Below are 20695 nucleotides of genomic sequence, written 5' to 3' on the forward strand. Positions count from 1 at the left end.
TTGAAACAACGTGTATCGGCGTTATTACGCGAAAAAATAGGTCGTGAAGTTGTTTTAGAAAAGCCACGTGACCGTTCCTTTGGTCACTTTGCTACTCCTATAGCATTTTCTTTGGCAAAAGAACTCAGAAAATCTCCGATGGTCATTGCGGATGAACTGGCTTCATCTTTTGAAGAGAGTGAAGTCTTTTCCAAAGTAGAGGCTGTCAAAGGCTATTTGAATTTTCGTTTAAGTGAAGATTTTTTGGCTGAGTATGCTTCCTGGGCTTTAGAGAATCCTTCTGAGTTTGCAAAACAAGAAAAAAACCAAAAAATACTTTTAGAATTTGTCAGTGCAAATCCAACCGGACCGCTGCATATCGGACATGCAAGAGGTGCTGTTTACGGCGATACTCTGTACCGTTTGGCAAAACATCTCGGATATGATATAACAGCTGAATATTATGTAAATGATGCCGGCAATCAGATTGATCTGCTTGGGCTTTCTATTCAGCTTTATGCGAGAGATCATCTTTTAGATGAAACAGTAGAATATCCTGAGAGTTATTACCGCGGAGAGTATTTGGATGCACTTGCCCGTGATGCGATGGAAAAATTCGGCAGAGAAATTTTTTATGATGCATCCCGGCAAAAAGAGTTGGCGCTTTGGGCAAAAGATGAAGTGATGAAAATCATTGTCAAAGATTTGGGTGATTTGAATATTTTCTTTGACACTTTTGTGTATGAATCAACTTTGTATGCTGACTGGGGCAGAGTGATGCAGAAAATGGGCGATGGCATTTATGAAAAAGATGGCAAACTCTGGATAGCTTCAGAGGCTAAAGGTGATGAAAAAGACAGAGTCGTTGTTCGTGAAGATGGTCGCCCGACTTATCTTGCCGGCGATATAGTATATCACAATCAAAAATTTGAACGCGGGTATGATCATTATATCAATATCTGGGGTGCGGATCACCATGGATATATTGCCCGTGTGAAAGCGGCTATTGAGTATTTGGGGTATGATTCAAAAAAACTTGAAGTGCTGCTTTCGCAGATGGTAAGTCTTTTAAAAGACGGCGAGCCCTATAAAATGAGCAAACGTGCCGGCAATGTCATACTTATGAGTGATATAGTCGAAGAGATAGGTGCAGATGCTCTGCGTTTTATTTTTGCATCGAAAAAGAGTGATACCGCACTCGAATTTGATTTGGCAGAGTTTAAAAAACAGGACAGCTCGAATCCTATATTTTATATTCAATATGCACATGCACGCATTCAGACACTGCTCTGTAAAGCAACTGTGTCCAAAGAGGATATTGCAAATGCAAGTTTGAAAAACCTTGGAGAAAATGCAGACACACTATTGTTTGATGCACTTTTACTGCCTGAAATCATTGAAGATGCTTTTAACACAAGACAGGTGCAGAAATTAACTGATTACCTGAAATCTCTGGCAGCTTCTTTGCATAAGTTTTATTATGATGTGCGAATGATCGGTACAGAAGATGAAGCAAAGCTTTTAAAGCTTATGCTGATGGTTGCCTTGAGTATAAAAACAGGACTTTCACTTATGGGTATTGCAGCCAAAGATAAAATGTCCAAAGAAGAGGTATAGTTTTATTTGAGCAGTTTTGAATTTTTGAGCTGCGGATAGAGTTGTAATACTTCTTTGGCAGATTTCTTTGGAATCTGCACGAGAACAGGATTTTTCTTTTTATCAAGCCAGTTGAGAATCTTTTTTATATCTTTTTCACTCATTGAGGTACAGCCTACTGTCGGAGTGTTTGGAGCGCGTTGTATGTGTATAAAAATACAGGAACCTCTTCCTTTGCGCGCCTGTTTGTTATAGCCAACGACTATACCCAGCTTATACTGATTGTCCTTTCGTCTCATATATTCAAAACTTTTTTCATCTCCGTTTGCCATAATGATTTGATTGTAAAAGTTTGCATCTGTATCATCAACACATATCAGGTTTGTGTCTGCATAAAGATAAGGCAGAGCATATTTGCTTTTTGGGGAATAACCAAAAATGTCTGTAAGTTTGAAAATACCTGCGGGTGCTTTTTTGTCACCCTCATATTTCAACGCTTCATCAGGCTTTTTTTGAAACTCTTTACTCTCTACACCCCAGCCTAATCCGTTTTTCCCCAAATTGACTCTCATCGTCTGAAAGACTCTGTTTGAGCCCTCGTAACATTCGAGTTTTGCTGATGAGCTGTTCATATCATTGGCAACAACGAGCACTATTTGCTGGGAAGAAAACAAGAAAATTGATAAACTTGCTGTAATTAAGAAACTTTTTATCATAAAGTATGGTACTATTACTATTATACGATGTCAAGAGTAAAATAGATAAAATTAAAGTTTGGATAAAACAATGAGTCTTAAAATAAAACAGGCTACGGCTGAAGATGCTTCTTTTTTAGCACAAATGATTTTACAAAGTTCACGAGCAGGGAAAAAGAAGGGTCTTTTTGATGTGCTCTTCGGGACAGATAACGATACAGAAGTTTTGGAAAAACTACAAAAGCTTACACAGACACAAGCGAAAAGCCATTGCCATTACAAAAATTTTTTGATAGCGCAAATGGACGGAAAGAGTGTGGGAAGCCTATGCAGCTATGAGCCCAGAATTGCAACAAAAGAGGCTTTTGAAGAGGCCCTCAAAGAGATAGGTTGCGGTGATGAGATTCAAAAACCGTTGGAAGTTGTGTATGAATGCAGTTTTAACACAAGCAAAAGCAGATTGATGTTTGATTTTATGGAAGAGCTTGAGGGGTTTATTGATGTGGGCGTACTCAAGGCATTAATGCAAAAAAGCCTGCTCACTGCAAGACTCAAGGGCTACAGCATCGTACAGACAGTTATAGAAATCGGTTCATTGGAAGCAGAACTTTTTTATAAAAGACTCGGTTTTGAAATTGTCGATAAAAAAGAGTGTGATGCTTACAGAGAAATTTTTGGCAGAGCCGGTGTTATGCTTCTGGCTATGGAATTTTAAAGGCTTCTTATAGAACTCTCTTTTCTTTCGGTTCTCCCTTCTTTGTTGGCCATTGTCCTGGCACTTTATACCAAAAACATTATACTCTCTTTATCTGGCGGTATACTTTTAGGACTTTTTTTTCTGCATGGTTTTTCATTCCTTGCAACGGCTGATGCTACAGTTGCACTCTTTTTCTCTTTGTTGGGTGAAGGGTGGATACTCAAGACACTGGCTTTTGCAGTACTTGTCGGAAGTGTTATGGAGTTGATGCAAAAAAGCGGAGGCATTAACGGATTTGTCTCTTTTATGACCCAAAAAACAAGACTTGTCAGCTCCCCACGTTCTGCTTTGCTTGTGAGTTATTTTATCGGGGTCATAATTTTTATAGAATCTTCCATAACTGCTTTGATAGCCGGAGCTGTTGGCAGACCGCTTTGTGACAAAGAAAAAGTACCGCATGCAAAACTCGCTTTTGTCTGTGACTCCACCTCCGCGCCTGTCAGTTCTTTAATTGTACTTAACGGCTGGGGTGCACTCCTTTTGGGTTTGATAGCAACTCAGGTACAGACAGGCACAATCTCAGGGGACAATGTTGATATACTGCTGCACAGTGTTGCCTATAATTTTTATGCCATGAGTGCCTTAGTCATCACTTTTTTGGCAGTATGGTTTAACATAGACATCGGGGCGATGAAAAAGGCAAGACCTTCTTTAGACAAACCTGCTTTACATGTAAACGCTCAAGCCAATATGAGCTATATGATCCTGCCAATATTTTTGATGATTGCATTTGTATTTCTGTTTTTGGCAATGACAGGTAATGGTGATATCTTTAAGGGGAGTGGTTCAAGTGCTATTTTTTATACGATGCTGGCAACACTCTTTGTAATGTTTGTCTACTACATCGGTACGAAAAACATGTCGGTTACAACCTATACAAAGAGTGCTGTCAACGGCGCCAAAAAGCTTTTTCCAATTGCTGTGATACTGCTTTTTGCTTTTGCAATAGGGGAAGTGACGGTTGACTTGAAAACAGGAGAGTATCTGGCTTCACTTGCCAATGAGTCTCTGAGTCTGTTTCTTTTAAGCGGGGTAATATTTTTGCTCAGCAGCATCATCTCTTTTTCCACAGGAACATCCTGGGGAACATTCAGTATTATGATACCCATTGCCGTACCGATGGCTGTGGGGATGGATGCTGATGTGGCTTTGGCAATAGGAGCGGTTATTAGCGGCGGCGTTTTTGGGGACCACTGTTCACCCATTTCAGATACGACGATTATCTCCTCTTTGGCAAGTGATTGTGAAGTGATAGAACATGTCAAGACACAACTCCCTTATGCACTTATAAGCGGTCTTGTTGCCTTTGCCCTGTTTATACTGTTTGGATTTATGACTCCAGGTAGTAGTTGATGGAGTAACGCAGATCTTCATCAATATTTTCCATGTTTTTTAACATCCATCGCAGATATCCTGCATCTTCAGTGGCAACTTCTTCAAGAGTTTTGCCTTTGTGTTTTCCAAATCTGAATGTCTGTACCAAAATAGGAGTGTTGGTTAAATCGACCATCTTTTCAACCGGATTTTCATTTGGAAACTGTTCTTGGACAATATCTTTGAGTTTTGAGAGAAAGAGTTTTAAGACAAGAACATCACCGATGGCATCATGGGCCTTGACAACAATGCCAAGTGCTTCGGCCTCTTTTGCTTCATCTTTGTAGAGTGCCATTTTATAGCGAAAATACTGCAGTCTGTGTGCTTCTTCATCCGGCATGACATGTTTGGCAACTCTGAGTGTGTCAATGACCTGCATTTGTGTTGTAAATCCCTCTTTTTCGAGCATTGTTATATCAAAAGGGGCGTTGTGAATAATAAGATAATTCTTTGCAGTATTTAACTCCAGCAGTCTTTTGTATGCCTGCGTCTCTACACAAGGCGGCTTGCCTTCAATCAAATCAGGAGTAATCCCGTGTACTTCCATCGCACCATATTTGATTGCTACATCCGCAGAACAAAATTCATTATGCACTTCTATCTTTTTTGTGCCTAAAACCATATAACCGAGTTGAATTATTCTATCTTCTTCATTTGTGCCTGTTGTTTCTGTATCTAAAATTACATATTTTTTTGCCATCAGAGTTTCGCTTTTAATTATATTATAAAGCATATTGGAACCTAGGTTTTACCCCCAGGCTAATTTGCTTTGATTTACCATATCGCTATTATATGATATACTAATGAAAAAGTAGGTTAAAGCTTTGGTTGACTCTCCTTTGGTATATCTTTTTACACTTGCCTTGCTTGTAGCGTCACTCAGTTTTTTACAAATCAAAACAAAACACAAATTTTTCGAGTATATTCCTGTTGTTGTGCTGATATATACTTTTTCTATGTTACTTGCCTCTTTGGGAGTGTTTTCGCAAAATCAGGAGATGACAAACATCTACAGACTGACAAAAACAAATCTGCTCCCTGCAATGCTTTTTCTAATGCTTTTAGAAGTTGATTTTAAGCATTTTTTCAAGCTCAAACAATCACTTTTGATTGCCTATGCTTTAGCTATTTTTTCCATTGCTTTTGCCTTTATAGCCGTTGCATATTTGTTTGGGTTTGACAAAGAAACAGCAGCGGCATTTGGCGCACTTGCGGGCAGCTGGATGGGAGGCACGGCAAATATGATAGCCGTCGGAAGTGCTTTACATGTAAGTGAAGATGCCTTTGCCTATGCTCTTGTTGTGGACAGTGTCAATTATACTTTATGGGTGATGCTCTTACTTTTTTTGGTCCCTTTTGCAAAAATATTCAACAGATTTACAAAGAGCGAAGAAAAACTTGCCTATCTGGATAAAATCGGCTGTGCCTGTTCTATGGGTGCAAAAAGATACTGGCTCTTAATACTCCTGGCACTCGGAGAATCTCTGCTTTCTCAGATAATAGCCGAAAAATTCGTGATACTCAATACTACGACAAGCATTGTCCTTTTTTCCACACTCTTGGGAGTGCTCGGCTCTTTTACAAAACTGCGTTTTATAAACGGTTCAAACGAAGTGGCAACAACCATGCTCTATATTTTAATAGCACTGATAGGTTCGCGCGCTGTCATAGAAAACTTCAGCGGTCTTGGCATGTATGTTTTGGCAGGTTTTACTGTCTTGCTTGTGCATGCCTTTATCATGGTTGCGGGAGCAAAGATATTCAAGCTTGATTTATTCAGTATTTCGGTTGCTTCACTGGCAAACATAGGCGGGGTGGCTTCGGCGCCAATTCTTGCGGCAACTTACAACAAAGCACTTGTAAGCATAGGTGTGCTGATGGCAATTATGGGGTATTTGATAGGAACTTTTGGCGGGCTTTTGGTTGGGTACATACTTATTTTATTTATCTAATTAAAATTAGTAATAAGGCTACAGACAAATTATGTTACTATCATCAAAATTTTATAATGATATGAAGGATAAAAAAATGACAGAAGGAAAAGTATTATCGTTGTTTGTGACGATGCCTGATATGATGCGTGCGGGGCATCGCATGAAATGTGAAGACTTTGATTGCGATGAGAACGGAATTGTGGGGAGTAGAGACTATGACAACGGTGAAATAAAGCCAATGGTTTTGGTTTCAAAAAAGAGTTATGACATTATTGAAGATGCAGAGCTTGTTTTTGAAAGAGGACTTTTAATGGAAGATATTTACGTGGATGTTGACCTGTATCATCTCAACAAAGGTTCGATAATAGAAATCGGTGAGATGCTTTTTGAAGTCAACGGACCGTGTGAAGATTACCGGTATTTATACGCATTTGCCCCTGAACTTCCGGCTTTGATAAAAGGAAAGCGCGGTCTTTTTGTAACACCTCTGGAATACGGTGGTATTGCGGTCGGAAATGAAGTAAAAGTTGTAAAAGAAGTTTAGCTTGAAAAAAATAGGCATAGGCATTGAATACAGTAATATCTGTAAGGATTATAATACATTTTATTTGGACAGAGACAATCTGGACCCCGAAACTTCTCAATGTATGAAAAAAGTTATGGCATGGAGTCAAGAGTTTTTGTCCGAGTTATTGGATACTTTTGAGTATAAAATATTTCATTTGAATTCATCTGCTCCTGCAAAGGTCTCAGATATTTCTTCTAAAAGATTTCTTTTTTATTCACTGGAAAAGGGAATAACACTGCAAAGCTATGTGCTTGCAAAAGAGTTCACGCAATATGAGGGCTTAGCAGCCTGGGAAGTGCAAAACAGCAGTAATATTCTTGTTCAAAACGATGAAGACGGTGGGTCACTCTGTTTTTATGTGAATGAAAATTCTCAAGAGCATAAATGGATTACTGCCAGATTAAAAGATTTTTCACTGGATGAAGTTCCTTTTAGCATAGAATAAGAGCAGAGAGGGCATCAGCCCATCTCTACAGAATCTATCTCACCCTTAAACTCTTCAATGGAAAATGTGATTCTGTTGGCAATCTCTTCAGGTGTTTCTCTGAGCAGTGTTTTGTCCAAATGAATCTTGCGTGTATGCTTGTTGTAATCCCCCAAAACATAGGTAACTAAAACAAAAGGGGTTTCTGTTACATCACATTCATTTACCGTCGTTTCAACACCGGGAATGCAGTAATCAATATCTATATCCGGATCTACCATCGCTTTATTTACCAGTGTAACAACTTTCTCTAACTTTTCTTTCGTTGCTGTGTCCATAACAAACTCTCCTGAAATAATATCGTCTATAGAATAATTATAGCAAAGTTAACAGTATCCGTGCAGATATGAGAACTCTTTTTCTCAAACATGGCAAAAGTGTGTAAAAAACGAAAAACTGCTCTTCGATTATATTTTCTTATTCTATACCGTGAAACTGTTTATAGATTCTTTGGACATAATTCGGCTTCAGTCCCAGGATTTTTATCTCTGCTATCTCTTCTTTGATATGCTCTTTTTTGATTGCTATGAGCATTTGCCATCTCTTGACAAGGATCTCTTTGATATCGGATTCAAAATCTCCTTCATAATCAGGAAAGGCCTGCGTAAGTGCTGGAACAATTTCATTTAACGGTGTTGTTTTTATAATCTCAAGCTGCTCTTGGGGGTGTGTTTTTTCCACATCAACATAATGTGTCCATGTCGCTTCCAAAAGAGTTCTTATCTCCTGTGCATAGTCTCTTTCCTGTGTTGAAAATTTCTCTTTTAACAGCTCCGGAATCTCTTTAAACGCATGTGCATTGACTATTGCAAGTTCTTCTTCGAAACTTTTGAGATCTTCTTCATACTCGGCTGCATCTTCATAAAGTTTTGCAATTTCAGCATTTTTGTTTTTATTGTTATTTGCTTTTTTCGGGGCAGGGTTTTCTTCTTCTTCGTTTACGGCACAGGCTTCTTTGAGCTCCTGCATTTGCATCTCCATATACCGTTTTGTTTCTTGAGTAGCCATATTATCAGTACCTCACAATAATTTTTTTGTATTTTAGATAAAGTTAGAGTAATTAGAAGTTAAAGAAGAAAACATATTCATTTTTTAGGCTTATATAAAGGTTGTGAAATTTATCTAATTAACACGATAGTTTTTATTTAAATTTGGCATGATAAAATTATAAAAAAAAAGGAAAAAATATGTCACATACTTTAATTCACAATGCAGACGAGTGTAAATACGAATACCACATTGACGGTCACGTAGCCTACATCAGTTATGATGACCAAAACGGAGAGATGCACTTGACACATACAATTGTGCCGGAGGCTCTAGCGGGCAAAGGTCTTGCCAGAACTTTGCTTGAGGATGTACTCAAAGAGATAGAAAAAGCGAATAAAAAAGCGGTAGCAAAATGCTCATATATTGTAAAATACCAGGAGAAGCATCCTGATAAAAGTCATCTGTTTAAATAGAAACACAACAGCCTTTTTGCATAAGCTCATCAAGCCATTTGGCATGAGCCTGTGTCAGGACAAGTCTGTTATAGGTGAAATCCAACTCCTTCAGGTTTAGCAGATTTGTAATTTCTAAAGGGAGTGCAGAGAGTCTGTTTTTCCAAAAAGTCAATTTTTTTAAACCTGTCAACGCTCCGATTTCGGGAACAAAAGAGGAAATCTGATTTCCGCCGAGTTCCAAAGAACGTAAGTTTTTTAAAGAAGCTATCTCTTTGGGTATCTCTGTAAGTTGGTTTTCCTGAAGAAGAAGCAGCTTGAGATTTTTTAAAGATCCTATCTCTTTTGGTAGCTCTTTTAGTCTGTTCCCCGCAAGATAAAGCTCTTGTAAATTGCTCAAACCAGCTATCTCTTTTGGTAACTCAGTAATCTGATTGCCAAGAAGATAGAGCTTTTTCAACTGTGTAAGAGTACCTATTTCCGGTGGTAAATCAGAAACCTGGCTGCCAAGAAGATTGAGCTCTTCTAATGCAAGTAAAGTCTCTTTATCCCGAGGAATTCCTCTGTAGTAGCCGCCTTTGAGATAAGAATCATGCTCTATCCACTCCAAATCCGATATATTGTTTTTGTCGGCCCAGAGCCAAAGTTTATGAACCATTGTTTATTGTTTGTGAAACCCTAGGAGTTTTCCAAAGAGTTTGTCTTCGGTCAGTCCCATCTTCGCAGATGTCATCAGGTTGTTTTCTTCATAATATTTTACAAGTTCCTGGGCATCCTGACCTGTCATCATTGCCTGATAACCAAGGGCTGCATGAACTTCCTGAAGATGCACTTCTATACCTTCTTTTTTTGCCAACGCTTCGACAATCAGTGCGGTTTTTACAACATCTTGAGCCTCTTTGCGTACGGATTCTCTCAGTTGGAGAAATTTTTCCTTATCTTCGAGAAACTGTTTGTGTTCTTCTTCTGTATAGTTTTTTGTTTTTTCACGTACTTTTGCATCTATCTCCTGCTCAACAATGTTTGCAGGCAGTGTAAAATCAAATTTTTCAAGCAGGGCATTGACAATTTTTGGCTTTAACTCTTCCATATAGAGTCGTGAAAGTTCTTCGGAGATAATTTGGTCCGCAAATTTTTCTTTGAGTGTCTCAAGAGTTGCCAAAGGGTCACTAAGGATTTTTTGAGCAAAAGCATCGTCGGGTGTCTGGGCTTTTTGTTCTTGGATTTCATGAAGTTTTACATCAAATTTTGTTTCTTTACCGGCTAAGTCAGCTGCCTGATAATCCTCAGGGAAAGTGACGGTTATACTTCTCTCTTCGCCGTACTCCATTCCGATAAGCTGTTCTTCAAAGCCTGGAATAAATGAGTTGGAACCGATTTTTAGATTGAATTTTTCGGCACTGCCACCTTCAAAAGGTTTTCCCTCAATGAAACCTTTAAAGTCTATTACTGCTACATCACCTTCTTGCAGGGGTCTTGGTTTTTCAATAGGTATAAATGGCGCTTGTTGTTGGACAAATTCTGTGAGTTTGGCTTCTACAGCCTCAGGGTCTGCTTTTGGTTTTGTAAAATCGGGTACAATTTCACTGTAATCCAGTGCATCAACATCAACTACAGGACTGACTGAAAGTGCTACTTCAAAGTATACATTCTCTCCCTGCTGTTCATATTTTTTAAGAAGAGGCTGTCCCAATATAGTTTCAATATCTATGTTCGCTTCTTTGATTCCTGCATTAATGAACTCTTTGAAGACTTCGCCAGCGGCTTCTTGCTCAATATTTTCACTTTTTTGTGCATCAGCATTTGTATCTTTGGAGAGTTTTTCTTTAAATTCTGCCACTTTGGTTTCTATTGTACGATTCTCAACGGTACCACTCATAATAAAGTTAATATCGTCAATTTTTTTTACTGAGACTTTCACTCTGATCCTTTTGCTTTTAATAGTATTATTCTAACATTATTGTCTAAAAGTAACTTTTTATACGAAGTTGGATAAATAATAAAAGATTGTTTAAATTTTATGGGGATTGACATAATAAAAAGAGGAGGCAAGCCACCCATAAAGGATGACTTACGGGTACAGTAATTATACTGCTTCGACGTTAGGCATTTCCATCGTGATACAATCACGATTAAGCATGTCAGTACATACATAAACACATAATGCACAACCTTTACATCTATCTACATCAACCCATGATGTATTTCCGTCTTTATCGAACATTAGAGTATTTGCTTCTGGACAATACAAAGTACAAGTATTACACTTGTACTCAGCACACATGTCAGAATTAACTTTTGCTACATAATACATTTATTTTCCTTTTTTATATATCGAATTTAATGATTAAATCTTCAGTATCAAGATCGATAGAATTAGCCATTTCAAAAGTTTTACTGATTACATCCATGTTTTTTTGGAGTAATTCTTCTTTTTTCTTAAACTTTTTCTCTATTGCAGAGTCAAGCATTGCTGTACCACCAGATGATACGAATGATGTTCCTAAAAATCTTTCTTTTACCGCTGTTTCAATATTGTCAATACTTACAAGATTAATAAGTCCAAGCATCATACCCATCATTGCCATATTTGTTGCCAGTTCTGTTCCTGCAGTATCAAGTGCAAGTTTTGTAGCATCAAACTGAACAACGGTAGCTCTTAAGTCTTTTAAAACTTTTACATCATCTTCATCAAGTACATTTACTTCAGAGTTAATGATAATCAAACTGTCAGGCTTCAGACCTGTGTAAAACGGCATTGTATAAGACTTACCGTGTGTTACAACCTGTGAGTGGTAAATCAGGATAATATCCGGATATACAACTTCACCAACTTCATAAATCGGCTCTGTTGAAGCTCTTACATAAGCTTCAACAGGTGCCATTCTTTTTTCAGAACCAAAAAATGGTACCAAAGATGCATATTGCCCTGCATTATCCATTGTTGAACCAAGGATGTGCGCAGTTGTTACAACACCTTGTCCCCCTAATCCAGAAATACGTATGTTATATCTTTTTTTTCTTGTTTTATCAGCCATATTAATTTACCGCCTCTGCTTTTTGAGCTTTTCTTGCCATTCTTGCTGCTTTTTCTTCAGCTTCTACACGTTCGATGACTTCTTTTGCTTCATCAGTCATGTACTCTTCAAATGTAAAACGATCTTTTTCTTGTGCTTTTGCATCTGCAAATACTTCATGAGTTGGAATAGAGTACTCAATGTTACATGATGTATATGCATGAATAAATGTCGGTCCAACTTCACGAGCTACAAAAATTGCACGTCTAATAATCTTAGCCGCTTTTTTGATGTTTGTCGGAGACATTCTTACAGTATAGACACAACCAGCTGCTCTTGCAAGCTCTGTTGCCGGCATTTTACCGAAGTCTTTTCCTTTTGGAGCCATTTTAAGGATAGCACCTTTTGGAGACATACCAGAAGATTGTCCACCTGTATTTCCATAAACTTCATTGTCAAGCATGATTGTAGTAAATTTTTCACCACGAATCCATGAGTGCATAGTCATTGAAAAACCAATATCCATTGTACCACCATCACCGGCAATAGTAATAACATCTTTTGTTTTATCAGGGAAACGTAATCTGAATGCACGTGTCAATCCTGATGCCATAGCATTTTGGTCACCGTAGTTACCATAAATAAACGGCACCGCAGCCTGAGAGATAGCCAAACGACCACAGCCGGCTGTACCTAATGTTACTGTATCTTCCGGGTTTGGAAGTGAAGCAAAAATCAGTCTGATATAGTATGCCATCCAACAACCAGAACACATTGGGTGTTCTTCTACCAGCTCTTTAAACTGCCCCATATTACCTGGACCAGCTTCTTCTTGTGTTTTTCCAAACGGACCGTAGTCAACTAGTTCTACATAATCTTTTGGTAGATATTTTTTAAATCTCTCTGCTGGAGTTATATATTTTAAACTCATTTTATCTCCTTTTTTATAGTTTTAAGTCGTATTCTAAGCCAAGTGAATTATGAATTTCTTTCATTATTAACTCAACTGGAAGTGTCATACCACCGTATACTCTTGGTCCCTCTGTAACAATTCCACCATTTGGAATCGCCGCTTTAACTTCTTTACATAACCAACCGATAATATTGTGTTCAGGGACTATGATAGATTTTGCATTTTTAACTGTATCTCTAATTTCATCAATAGGGAATGGTCTGATAGCTTTTACTTTGATTAAACCAACGCTTAAACCGGCTTCTTGTGCATATCTCCATGCTTCTCTTGCCTGTGCAGCTGCACAACCGGAAGCAATAAGGAATACTTCAGATTCAGGGTTTTTCACTTCAATCGGTCCACCAAGATATTCATAAATATATTTCATTGCACGTTTGTTTGAATCCCAGATTTCCTGTTGCCATACAGCATGAATCAGGTAAGACATAAAGTTTGATTTCTGAACAGGTGCATCACGTTGGATTCTTGCCGGTGGAGTTTCATTGTCCATCGCAGGAACCGGTGCAGCAACCGGATCAAATTCATTCAGTGCCATATCTTCAGGAGTCATGTCCACATAGCCTTTTGCGTGTGTTACGAAGAAACCTTCAGTAGCAACAGCAACAGGAATGTATACATCAACTTTTTCAGCAATAGCAAATGCTGCCAATGTGAAGTCAAATGTGTCCTGCTGGTTTTCAGCATGTAACATTACGGCACCACAGTGCATCATATATGCCATTTCGATATTATCTGGCTGAATAGATAATGGTGCATTGATAACACGTGTCAATATCCCAAGTACAGCCGGAACACGGTGACCTGGCCAAGAAACAATTGCCTCTAAACCACGAAGTAGACCTGGTCCTGAAGTAGCTGTAAAAAGACGTACACCCGCTCTTGCAGCACCTGCGATTGCAGACATAGTACCAAGCTCTTCTTCAGCTCTGTAGTACTCTTTAATGTGCCCTTGCGCATATATGTCACCAACAAGGTGCATTACCTCTGACTGTGGTGTAATAGGGTAGGCGATTGCCATATCAACACTTGCTCTTTTAACAGCTTCTGCCATTGCCTGCGCACCTGTGATAAAGTGCTTTTCTCTCGGAGCTTCTTTTAACAGATAGTTAATATCTACTAATTTTTTTTCTAATTTTTTTTCTGGATTTGGACTCATTGATTATCTCCTTTATTCAACTTCAGTAACATGTTCACCTTTTCTTGTCATGATGAGACTTCTGTACTCACCATAATCAGCAGGTGATAATGTAGTCAAATCTTCTTTAGGTAAAGATGGATTTTCAGGTGGTAAAGTAGTTTCCCACTCAATGCCTAGTTTGTTTCTTTCTTCAATTACAATTTCTTTAAATTTATGAATATCTTCTGCATGAAGGTCTCTGATTGATGCCATAGCCTCTTCATGACCCATATAGGCACACAATGCTATAGTATAACAATCTGTACCGGCACGTATCATTCTAAGAGTAAGATTTGCATAGTGACAGTGTACACCGACAAAAACACACGCTTTGATTTTGTTATCTAAAATTGTAAGGTTGGGGTGATTAGGATTAATCTCCGCCTTCACATCAATTTTAGGGTACTTTGGTCTGTAATCCGGCATTGGAATAATTTTACAGTTTGGAATTTCAGATGCTAACTCTAAGATTGCTTCTGCTTTTGCCGCAACATCATCTTTCCAATCCCATAATACTTGTGGACCAGGGAAGATTGTCGGATTATCTTTTGTTAGAAGTGCTCTTGCAGCATCTCGCATAGCCTCTTCTTCACTTACTTTGTTTCCATAAAGTAAAGCCTGCCCTTCAGGTGCAAGTTCAACTCCCATGTATGGTGCGGATGTAGGCATATACCCAGCCGGACCTTCTGTTACTTTTTTTAACATTGTTACCTCCTTATTTAGTACGAATACGAAAAAGTTTCGATAAATTACATCGAAATGCCCTAACACGCAGTTAAGCTTGGTAACTATATTTTAATCTTAAGACTGCTTTCTTTCATCTAGTTGAATTTGCGAATTATTATTATTAGCATTTTATACTATTATAAATATGATAAGAATTATAAATAGGTATGTTTCCCAAGGTCCGTGAATAGGTTGTTTCAAGAGGTTTTCTGTGAAATGTTCCAACGAGCTTAAAATAAACATAAAAAAAAGATATAGATTATCAAAATTAAATAAAGCAAAAAACATTGTAACTATTTTGCCTATTTGCCCTGTAGACGCTATTGAATTATAGTATCTACAGGTTGTTTTAAAAAGAAGAGGAAATATTAGTGTGTAGAATTTACACAGTATAAATTATTTATTTATACTGAATTGGGGAAGAATCAAAAAAGGAAATTTTTGACTGAGTAGTTTTACATCATCTGCAATACTCTCACCGATAAAGATTAAGAGTGATTTTTCTTTATACTCGGGCAGCTCTTCATAGCTGGCATCACCAAAGGAGTAATTGATAAAGATAGGATTGGGTACATCGGTAACTTTTACAATACCTTTTGTCCTGTAGATACTCTTGGGAAGGGCATTTAGGAGTTGGTCTATATCATTAAAGAGTACATTTTCTTTGAGATAGGCTACTTTTTGGGTGATAGAGTCCTTGCCTGTATGATCAAGATGCTTATAATTTTTTGCGAGGCCGATGACTTCATCTATTTTATAAACGCCTTCAAATACCTCTTTGTTTACCAGACCCTGCTCTGCATAGTGAATCATATAGTTATTAAATACCGTCTCTCCAGTGAGATTGTTTTTAATGTTATACTCTTCTTTAATCTGTATAACCTCTTTTTTTACTTCCTCAAGTTCTGCAGGTGTTACCAAATCAACTTTATTGAGTATGATAATGTTTGAACCACCCAACTGATACTTTGCGGTAGAGTTCTCTTTGTATGTATCAAAGTTTTTTGCGTCAACAACACATATGATACCTTCAATGGATATACCGAGATTTTGCAAAGAGAGAAAAATCGGAAAAGGCTCGGAAGCACCGGAGGTTTCTACAAATATGATGTCGGGATTGTATTTGTTGACAATTTCACTCACACCGCTTTCGAATTCCTGGGCTAATTTGCAGCAAATACACCCTTCTGAAATTTCCAGGACTTCACTGTGTACATTTGTAAGAATTTTACTGTCAACGCCTATATCACCAAATTCATTGACAACTATTGCTATTTTTTTGTTTTTAAAATATTTTTTGACAGTATTTGTAAGCATGGTTGTTTTACCTACACCTAAAAACCCTGTAATTATAAATGACTGTATGATGGGATCTTCCTTTAATATGGAATTATGTTTGTATAGAACAGATTGTTCTGAAGTATTATAATATAAATTGGAAAAAGTAACTACTGTGTTGCATAACAGTAGTTACATTATGACTATTTTCTTGGAGATTCTAAAATCTGCTCAAATCCGACTTCTTTACACCAGTCAACTGTCAAGTCAAATGCTGCTGAAGCAGTATCAAGATTTTTCTGAATAAGTTCTTTCTTTTTCTTGAACTTTTTCTCAATAACCGAGTCAAGTGTAGCTGTACCGCCAGAAGCCGTATATTTTTTCAGGAATCTGTCTTTGATTCCCTCTTCAATAGCAGGCTTGCTTACAGTTCCCAAAGCACCAAAGAGGGCACCCAGCATCGCCATATTTGTTGCTAGTTCAGTTCCTGCCATATCGATAGCAAACTGAGTAAAGTCTTTCGTAAGCACTTTTACATTCAAATCACTCAATGTTTTTTTATCATCATCTGTTAAAAGGTCTCTGTCACTGTTGATGATTACAAGACCGTTTTCTTTGATACCTGCATAAAAAGGCATTGTATATGATTTACCCATAGTAATAACCTGCGGGTGAAAAATCATAACGATATCGGGGTAAATAACTTCCCCTCTGTCATAAATAGGCACTGTCCCTATTCTTGCATAACTTTCAGATGGCGCCATTCTCTTTTCAGCACCAAAAAACGGATTTGATACAGCATAGTAACCTTCTGTATCTGCAGCTGTAGCAGCAATGTGTGCTGCTGTTACCGCGCCTTGGCCGCCAAGACCAGGCATTCTGATTTTTATTGAATCTTTTGCCATTATATACGCCCTTCTTCTTTACATTTTTTCAAAAATTCTTCTGCTTCAGGTGAAACATGTTTGTAAGATGCGAATCTGTCTTTATCTTGATCTTTCATCTCACCAAGGCCTTCATTTGCACTTAAACCGATTTCAAGAATACACGGTGTGTAAATATTAAGGAAAGTCGGTCCGATTTCTCTTGCTATCAAGATTGCTTCTCTGACTGCTTTGGCAACTGCTTTTGGAGCAGAAGCTGTCATATTTACAGAGTAGTGACATCCTGAAGTTGTTGCTAATTCCCACATAGGAACTTTGTCAAACTTTTTACCCATAGGCGCCATTTTAAAGACTTGTCCTTTTGCTGTAGCACCAGACTCCTGCCCACCTGTATTTGCATAGACTTCATTATCAAAACAGATAGTAGTGATATTTTCCTGTCTAAAGAAAGACTGAAGTGTATAGTCCAGACCGATATCAACAGTAGCACCGTCTCCGGCTAAAACAACAACATCTTTTTCAATATCCGGGAATCTCCAGTCAAGAACTCTTTTGATCCCTGATGCAACTGCATTTTGGTTACCAAAGAGTGAGTGCACAGTATGAAGCGCAATATGCGGGAACATTAAAGATGTACACCCTGTCGAGTTTACAATAATTGTATCTTCCGGTTTTGGCAGTGCAGAAAGTACATATCTCAGTGCAGCCGCTTCAGGACAACCGGCACAGAGTGAATGCTCTTCGAGCAACTCTTTTGTGTCAGGAAGTTCCTTGATACCACGTGGTTTGTCCATTTTGACTGACCATGTAGCTTTTTCCTCAAGATCTATAATCTCTTGAGGCATAATATCACGAAATTCTGGATTTATTTTATAGATATCTAATGCCATCTTATGCTCCTTTTCCCGGGTTGATTTTTTCCATAACTTCCGCAATAATTGCTTCAGCAGGCATACTCATACCACCAGCGACTCTCGGTCCACCGACAATGTCTGCTTCACACTTGTTGTAGAGTTCTTTTCTTACTTCTTTTTCTAACCATCCGACAACATTGAATTCAGGTACAAATATATGTTTGATACCTTCAACAGCTGCAAGAAGTTCTTTGGCAGGGAAAGGTCTGATTGTTCTCAGCTTGATAACTTTCGTTTTTATGCCAAGTTTCATAAGCTCTCTGTGTGCCTCTTTTGCCTGGTTTGATGCCGTTCCACATGTAACGAATGCAATTTCCGCATCATCTTCACCGGTAATGTGGATAAGACCTTTGAGGTAGTGTTCTGCATAAGGGCGTGAACGCTCTACCGCCGATCTTACTTCCCACTGCCAAGAAGCGTGTGTTGCATACGAGATATAGTTAGATTTCATTACGAACGGATCTCTTAAAAAACGTCCCGGAGGTGTTTCTGAATCAATCGGAGGCAATGGCGCTTTGTACGGATCATATGGAGCTAGCGCTATGTCATCAGCCGGAAGCATAACTGCCTCTCTTGTGTGAGATACAAAGAAACCGTCTACTACTGTAATAATAGGAACATGAACATCAGGTTTTTCAGCAACTGTAAATGCTGCAATTGACATGTCGAAAAGTTCTTGAACATTTTCAGCATACCAAATCATACATCCTGTTTCGAGCATGAATGAAACTTCTAAGTTGTCTGGTTGAATAGTAAGTGGTGAGTTAATACCACGAGCCATTAAAACCAGTTGACAGGGAATTCTTGTTCCAGACCATTGTGGAAAGTTTTCCATCGCTCTAAGTGTCCCCGGTCCGGAAGTAGTTGTTACTGTTCTGGCACCTGCCATTGCACAGCCTGCAACTTCAGACATTACACCAAATTCGTTTTCACCTCTAAAGTAAGTACCGACATATCCTTCAGCCCATAATTCACCGATAAGGTGAGCTGCTTCTGATTGTGGTGTAATTGGGTAAGATACCGAGGCATCTACCGTACATCTTTTCATTGCTTCTTTTAAAACTTCAGAACCAGTCATGAAGTGTTTCTCTCTAGGAGCTTCGAAAAGCAAATAGTCTGTTGAAACTAATTTCTGTCCAGACCAGTTGTGTGTGTTTGTCATATCACTTCGTTTACTCATTGTTTTATACTCCCAACTCTGATTTAACTTCTTTAGCTATTTTAATGAACTTTTCAAGATCAGAAGCATGTTGGTCTCTAATAGTAGCCATTGCATCTTCATGTCCGGATAAAGCACACATTGCTATAGTGTAACAGTCTGTTTCTGCTCTAACAATCTTTAATGCAACATTTGCATAATGACAGTGAACACCGATAAAAATTGCTGCTTTGATTTTGTTTTCCCAAATCGTCAAATTTGGATGATTTGGATTGATTTCAATTTCAGCATCAATTTTTGGATATTTTGGTCTGTAGTCATACATTGGAATCATGTTTGCATTCAGAACTTCTGCCATCTCTTTGATAAGAGTTGCTTTTCTTTTTGCTTCATCGCTCCATGCGTAAAGTACTTGTGGACCGGGGAAAATTGTTGCATTTTCTTTTGTCAACATCTGTTTTGCAATTTCTCTCATTGCCGTTTCTTCATCTACCACATCTTCTAATAAAAGTGCTTTTCCTTCTGGTGGTGTTATTACACCTTCGTACGTAGCCGCAGGATATGGTGAATAATACGCAGGACCTTGGTTTGCCATAAGTTCTCCTATGATTTTTTTATTTTACTCTATTTGTTACTTAAATCTAAAACTTAGACTTAGACTGCTTCAACGTTAGGCATTTCCATCGTAATACAATCACGATTGAGCATATCAGTACATACGTATACACATAATGCACACCCTTTACATCTGTCTACATCAACCCAAGATGTATTTCCGCTTTTATCGAACATGAGTGTATTTGCTTCCGGGCAATACAGGGTACATGTATTACACTTGTACTCTGCACACATGTCAGCATTCACTTTTGCTACATAATACATTTTTTCTCCTATAAATGACTTAAACATAAAATACCAGTCTATTGAAAATTTCAATCAATTCTAAGTATCTTTATCAATTTTGCGGCATCAAAAAATATAGAAATATACTTTTTATCAGCAACATTTTATGTTTTCAGTTGGGAGTTTACTTGGAAAGTCCTTTAAATTCTCTTTAATTTATAAGATAAATATTTTTTGTAAAACAATAAATCTGCACATATAAGTTGTTTTGCCGGGTCTTGTGCTACTTTTTGAAGCAATGAGGATATATTAGTGCTACAATATGTAACACTTAGGATAGCCGGATTATCTCAAATGGCTGTATATTGAGATTTAACCTAAATATTAGCTGTGGTAATCTGTGCCTGATTCTATTTTTAGCCGAGCTTAAAAGTTATAATGTTTAAATTGCTGACATATAAACAAAAAGGGGTTCCATATGGTTCAGGTTAATAGTATTATAGATCCGTCAGCACTTAATGATGTGTTGCATGGCTTAGAAGAAGAGGGAATACAGGGTGTTACTGTAACAAGAGTATTAGGAAAAGGTTGTTGGGACGGTACAGAAACTGAATTGACAGAAAAGGTAATGGTTATTGTTATAGTTCCCAATAAGATTTATAAAGACAAAGCAATGGAGGCTATTCGTGCAAATGCACAGGATATTGATCACGGTGCAGGAAAAATCTGGGTCGTGCCTGTGTTGGAAGTTGAACGTATCCGTACCGGCGAAAGAGATTTGGATGCTTTGGAAAAGACTATTGTGAAAAACAAGAAAAGATCGAATGATATTGATTTAGATGCTTTCAGTGCTATTGATACACCGGCGAGCTAAGTATTAGCACCAGAAAACAGG

General features: G+C 38.0%; 25 protein-coding genes. 8 read left to right on the top strand and 17 right to left on the bottom strand.

Going from position 1 to position 20695, the window contains the following annotated elements:
- Positions 1–1596, top strand: a complete 1596-nt coding sequence (argS, locus tag LCX93_RS02145) for an arginine--tRNA ligase (RefSeq protein WP_226067864.1) — start codon at positions 1–3, stop codon at positions 1594–1596.
- Positions 1597–1598: 2 nt separating this feature from the next.
- Here argS and LCX93_RS02150 read toward each other — a convergent pair whose 3' ends face one another.
- Entirely contained in the window at positions 1599–2291 is a 693-nt protein-coding gene (locus tag LCX93_RS02150; protein WP_226067873.1) for a L,D-transpeptidase family protein, read from the bottom strand.
- Between the two features lie 70 nt (positions 2292–2361).
- On the opposite strand from LCX93_RS02150, the gene LCX93_RS02155 reads away from it, so the two are divergent.
- Together LCX93_RS02155 and LCX93_RS02160 are read left to right on the top strand one after the other, a co-directional pair.
- Positions 2362–2985, top strand: coding sequence for a GNAT family N-acetyltransferase (locus LCX93_RS02155; protein WP_193151183.1), 624 nt, complete (start codon positions 2362–2364; stop codon positions 2983–2985).
- A gap of 42 nt (positions 2986–3027) precedes the next feature.
- A complete protein-coding gene (locus LCX93_RS02160; RefSeq protein ID WP_226067875.1) occupies positions 3028–4380 on the top strand; it encodes a Na+/H+ antiporter NhaC family protein in 1353 nt (450 codons plus the stop codon).
- Here the strand turns inward: LCX93_RS02160 and LCX93_RS02165 are convergent.
- Positions 4358–5101, bottom strand: a complete 744-nt coding sequence (locus LCX93_RS02165; RefSeq protein ID WP_226069397.1) for an exonuclease domain-containing protein — start codon at positions 5099–5101, stop codon at positions 4358–4360. The two genes, LCX93_RS02160 and LCX93_RS02165, sit on opposite strands and share 23 nt — an antisense overlap.
- Positions 5102–5225: 124 nt before the next feature.
- Here LCX93_RS02165 and LCX93_RS02170 point away from each other — a divergent pair, with 124 nt between their 5' ends.
- From LCX93_RS02170 to LCX93_RS02180, 3 genes are all read left to right on the top strand, one after another.
- A complete protein-coding gene (locus LCX93_RS02170) occupies positions 5226–6353 on the top strand; it encodes a DUF819 family protein (protein ID WP_226067877.1) in 1128 nt (375 codons plus the stop codon).
- 76 nt (positions 6354–6429) lie between these two features.
- On the top strand, positions 6430–6879 hold the full coding sequence (locus LCX93_RS02175) for an MOSC domain-containing protein (protein WP_193151186.1): 450 nt from the start codon (positions 6430–6432) through the stop codon (positions 6877–6879).
- A gap of 1 nt (position 6880) precedes the next feature.
- Entirely contained in the window at positions 6881–7348 is a 468-nt protein-coding gene (locus LCX93_RS02180) for a hypothetical protein (RefSeq protein ID WP_226067882.1), read from the top strand.
- 14 nt (positions 7349–7362) lie between these two features.
- Here the strand turns inward: LCX93_RS02180 and LCX93_RS02185 are convergent, their stop codons facing one another.
- On the bottom strand, positions 7363–7665 hold the full coding sequence (locus tag LCX93_RS02185; RefSeq protein WP_226067884.1) for a hypothetical protein: 303 nt from the start codon (positions 7663–7665) through the stop codon (positions 7363–7365).
- 139 nt (positions 7666–7804) lie between these two features.
- Complete coding sequence (locus LCX93_RS02190) at positions 7805–8395, bottom strand: hypothetical protein (protein WP_226067893.1); 591 nt, start codon at positions 8393–8395, stop codon at positions 7805–7807.
- 179 nt (positions 8396–8574) lie between these two features.
- On the opposite strand from LCX93_RS02190, the gene LCX93_RS02195 reads away from it, so the two are divergent.
- On the top strand, positions 8575–8850 hold the full coding sequence (locus LCX93_RS02195) for a GNAT family N-acetyltransferase (RefSeq protein ID WP_226067902.1): 276 nt from the start codon (positions 8575–8577) through the stop codon (positions 8848–8850).
- Here the strand turns inward: LCX93_RS02195 and LCX93_RS02200 are convergent.
- The 13 genes from LCX93_RS02200 to LCX93_RS02255 all read right to left on the bottom strand — a co-directional run bounded on the left by LCX93_RS02200 (position 8843) and on the right by LCX93_RS02255 (position 19839).
- Positions 8843–9487, bottom strand: a complete 645-nt coding sequence (locus tag LCX93_RS02200) for a leucine-rich repeat domain-containing protein (protein ID WP_226067911.1) — start codon at positions 9485–9487, stop codon at positions 8843–8845. The genes LCX93_RS02195 and LCX93_RS02200 overlap by 8 nt on opposite strands.
- A gap of 3 nt (positions 9488–9490) precedes the next feature.
- On the bottom strand, positions 9491–10750 hold the full coding sequence (gene tig / locus LCX93_RS02205; RefSeq protein ID WP_226067927.1) for a trigger factor: 1260 nt from the start codon (positions 10748–10750) through the stop codon (positions 9491–9493).
- A gap of 165 nt (positions 10751–10915) precedes the next feature.
- Positions 10916–11143 (bottom strand): 4Fe-4S dicluster domain-containing protein, encoded by a 228-nt coding sequence (locus tag LCX93_RS12685; protein ID WP_502988716.1) that lies wholly within the window; start codon positions 11141–11143, stop codon positions 10916–10918.
- 13 nt (positions 11144–11156) lie between these two features.
- Entirely contained in the window at positions 11157–11867 is a 711-nt protein-coding gene (locus tag LCX93_RS02210) for a 2-oxoacid:ferredoxin oxidoreductase subunit gamma family protein (RefSeq protein ID WP_226067936.1), read from the bottom strand.
- 1 nt (position 11868) lies between these two features.
- Entirely contained in the window at positions 11869–12777 is a 909-nt protein-coding gene (locus LCX93_RS02215) for a thiamine pyrophosphate-dependent enzyme (RefSeq protein ID WP_226067938.1), read from the bottom strand.
- A 13-nt stretch (positions 12778–12790) separates the two neighbouring features.
- Complete coding sequence (locus tag LCX93_RS02220) at positions 12791–13975, bottom strand: transketolase C-terminal domain-containing protein (RefSeq protein WP_226067940.1); 1185 nt, start codon at positions 13973–13975, stop codon at positions 12791–12793.
- Between the two features lie 12 nt (positions 13976–13987).
- Positions 13988–14701, bottom strand: a complete 714-nt coding sequence (locus LCX93_RS02225) for a carbon monoxide dehydrogenase beta subunit family protein (protein WP_226067942.1) — start codon at positions 14699–14701, stop codon at positions 13988–13990.
- 417 nt (positions 14702–15118) lie between these two features.
- On the bottom strand, positions 15119–16108 hold the full coding sequence (locus LCX93_RS02230) for a GTP-binding protein (protein WP_349636708.1): 990 nt from the start codon (positions 16106–16108) through the stop codon (positions 15119–15121).
- A 95-nt stretch (positions 16109–16203) separates the two neighbouring features.
- Positions 16204–16905 (bottom strand): 2-oxoacid:ferredoxin oxidoreductase subunit gamma family protein, encoded by a 702-nt coding sequence (locus LCX93_RS02235; protein ID WP_226067944.1) that lies wholly within the window; start codon positions 16903–16905, stop codon positions 16204–16206.
- On the bottom strand, positions 16905–17774 hold the full coding sequence (locus LCX93_RS02240) for a thiamine pyrophosphate-dependent enzyme (RefSeq protein WP_226067946.1): 870 nt from the start codon (positions 17772–17774) through the stop codon (positions 16905–16907). The genes LCX93_RS02235 and LCX93_RS02240 overlap by 1 nt, the downstream gene beginning before the upstream one ends.
- A 1-nt stretch (position 17775) precedes the next feature.
- Positions 17776–18978 (bottom strand): transketolase C-terminal domain-containing protein, encoded by a 1203-nt coding sequence (locus LCX93_RS02245; RefSeq protein WP_226067948.1) that lies wholly within the window; start codon positions 18976–18978, stop codon positions 17776–17778.
- A gap of 4 nt (positions 18979–18982) precedes the next feature.
- Positions 18983–19552, bottom strand: a complete 570-nt coding sequence (locus tag LCX93_RS02250) for a carbon monoxide dehydrogenase beta subunit family protein (RefSeq protein WP_226067956.1) — start codon at positions 19550–19552, stop codon at positions 18983–18985.
- 59 nt (positions 19553–19611) lie between these two features.
- Positions 19612–19839, bottom strand: a complete 228-nt coding sequence (locus tag LCX93_RS02255; protein ID WP_151901042.1) for a 4Fe-4S dicluster domain-containing protein — start codon at positions 19837–19839, stop codon at positions 19612–19614.
- Between the two features lie 439 nt (positions 19840–20278).
- Between LCX93_RS02255 and LCX93_RS02260 the strand changes: the two genes are divergently transcribed.
- Positions 20279–20674 (top strand): P-II family nitrogen regulator, encoded by a 396-nt coding sequence (locus tag LCX93_RS02260; protein WP_226067972.1) that lies wholly within the window; start codon positions 20279–20281, stop codon positions 20672–20674.
- Positions 20675–20695: the final 21 nt, after the last annotated feature.

It is taken from the genome of Sulfurimonas sp. SWIR-19, assembly GCF_020410885.1.
Taxonomy (GTDB): domain Bacteria; phylum Campylobacterota; class Campylobacteria; order Campylobacterales; family Sulfurimonadaceae; genus Sulfurimonas; species Sulfurimonas sediminis.

What these genes read in the sequence shown, in the direction of transcription:
- LCX93_RS02150 (WP_226067873.1), bottom strand. Translation starts at nt 2,291, where the DNA reads ATGATAAAAAGTTTCTTAATTACAGCAAGTTTATCAATTTTCTTGTTT.
- LCX93_RS02155 (WP_193151183.1), top strand. Translation starts at nt 2,362, where the DNA reads ATGAGTCTTAAAATAAAACAGGCTACGGCTGAAGATGCTTCTTTTTTA.
- LCX93_RS02165 (WP_226069397.1), bottom strand. Translation starts at nt 5,101, where the DNA reads ATGGCAAAAAAATATGTAATTTTAGATACAGAAACAACAGGCACAAAT.
- LCX93_RS02175 (WP_193151186.1), top strand. Translation starts at nt 6,430, where the DNA reads ATGACAGAAGGAAAAGTATTATCGTTGTTTGTGACGATGCCTGATATG.
- LCX93_RS02185 (WP_226067884.1), bottom strand. Translation starts at nt 7,665, where the DNA reads ATGGACACAGCAACGAAAGAAAAGTTAGAGAAAGTTGTTACACTGGTA.
- LCX93_RS02190 (WP_226067893.1), bottom strand. Translation starts at nt 8,395, where the DNA reads ATGGCTACTCAAGAAACAAAACGGTATATGGAGATGCAAATGCAGGAG.
- LCX93_RS02195 (WP_226067902.1), top strand. Translation starts at nt 8,575, where the DNA reads ATGTCACATACTTTAATTCACAATGCAGACGAGTGTAAATACGAATAC.
- LCX93_RS02200 (WP_226067911.1), bottom strand. Translation starts at nt 9,487, where the DNA reads ATGGTTCATAAACTTTGGCTCTGGGCCGACAAAAACAATATATCGGAT.
- LCX93_RS12685 (WP_502988716.1), bottom strand. Translation starts at nt 11,143, where the DNA reads ATGTATTATGTAGCAAAAGTTAATTCTGACATGTGTGCTGAGTACAAG.
- LCX93_RS02210 (WP_226067936.1), bottom strand. Translation starts at nt 11,867, where the DNA reads ATGGCTGATAAAACAAGAAAAAAAAGATATAACATACGTATTTCTGGA.
- LCX93_RS02215 (WP_226067938.1), bottom strand. Translation starts at nt 12,777, where the DNA reads ATGAGTTTAAAATATATAACTCCAGCAGAGAGATTTAAAAAATATCTA.
- LCX93_RS02220 (WP_226067940.1), bottom strand. Translation starts at nt 13,975, where the DNA reads ATGAGTCCAAATCCAGAAAAAAAATTAGAAAAAAAATTAGTAGATATT.
- LCX93_RS02225 (WP_226067942.1), bottom strand. Translation starts at nt 14,701, where the DNA reads ATGTTAAAAAAAGTAACAGAAGGTCCGGCTGGGTATATGCCTACATCC.
- LCX93_RS02235 (WP_226067944.1), bottom strand. Translation starts at nt 16,905, where the DNA reads ATGGCAAAAGATTCAATAAAAATCAGAATGCCTGGTCTTGGCGGCCAA.
- LCX93_RS02240 (WP_226067946.1), bottom strand. Translation starts at nt 17,774, where the DNA reads ATGGCATTAGATATCTATAAAATAAATCCAGAATTTCGTGATATTATG.
- LCX93_RS02245 (WP_226067948.1), bottom strand. Translation starts at nt 18,978, where the DNA reads ATGAGTAAACGAAGTGATATGACAAACACACACAACTGGTCTGGACAG.
- LCX93_RS02250 (WP_226067956.1), bottom strand. Translation starts at nt 19,552, where the DNA reads ATGGCAAACCAAGGTCCTGCGTATTATTCACCATATCCTGCGGCTACG.
- LCX93_RS02255 (WP_151901042.1), bottom strand. Translation starts at nt 19,839, where the DNA reads ATGTATTATGTAGCAAAAGTGAATGCTGACATGTGTGCAGAGTACAAG.
- LCX93_RS02260 (WP_226067972.1), top strand. Translation starts at nt 20,279, where the DNA reads ATGGTTCAGGTTAATAGTATTATAGATCCGTCAGCACTTAATGATGTG.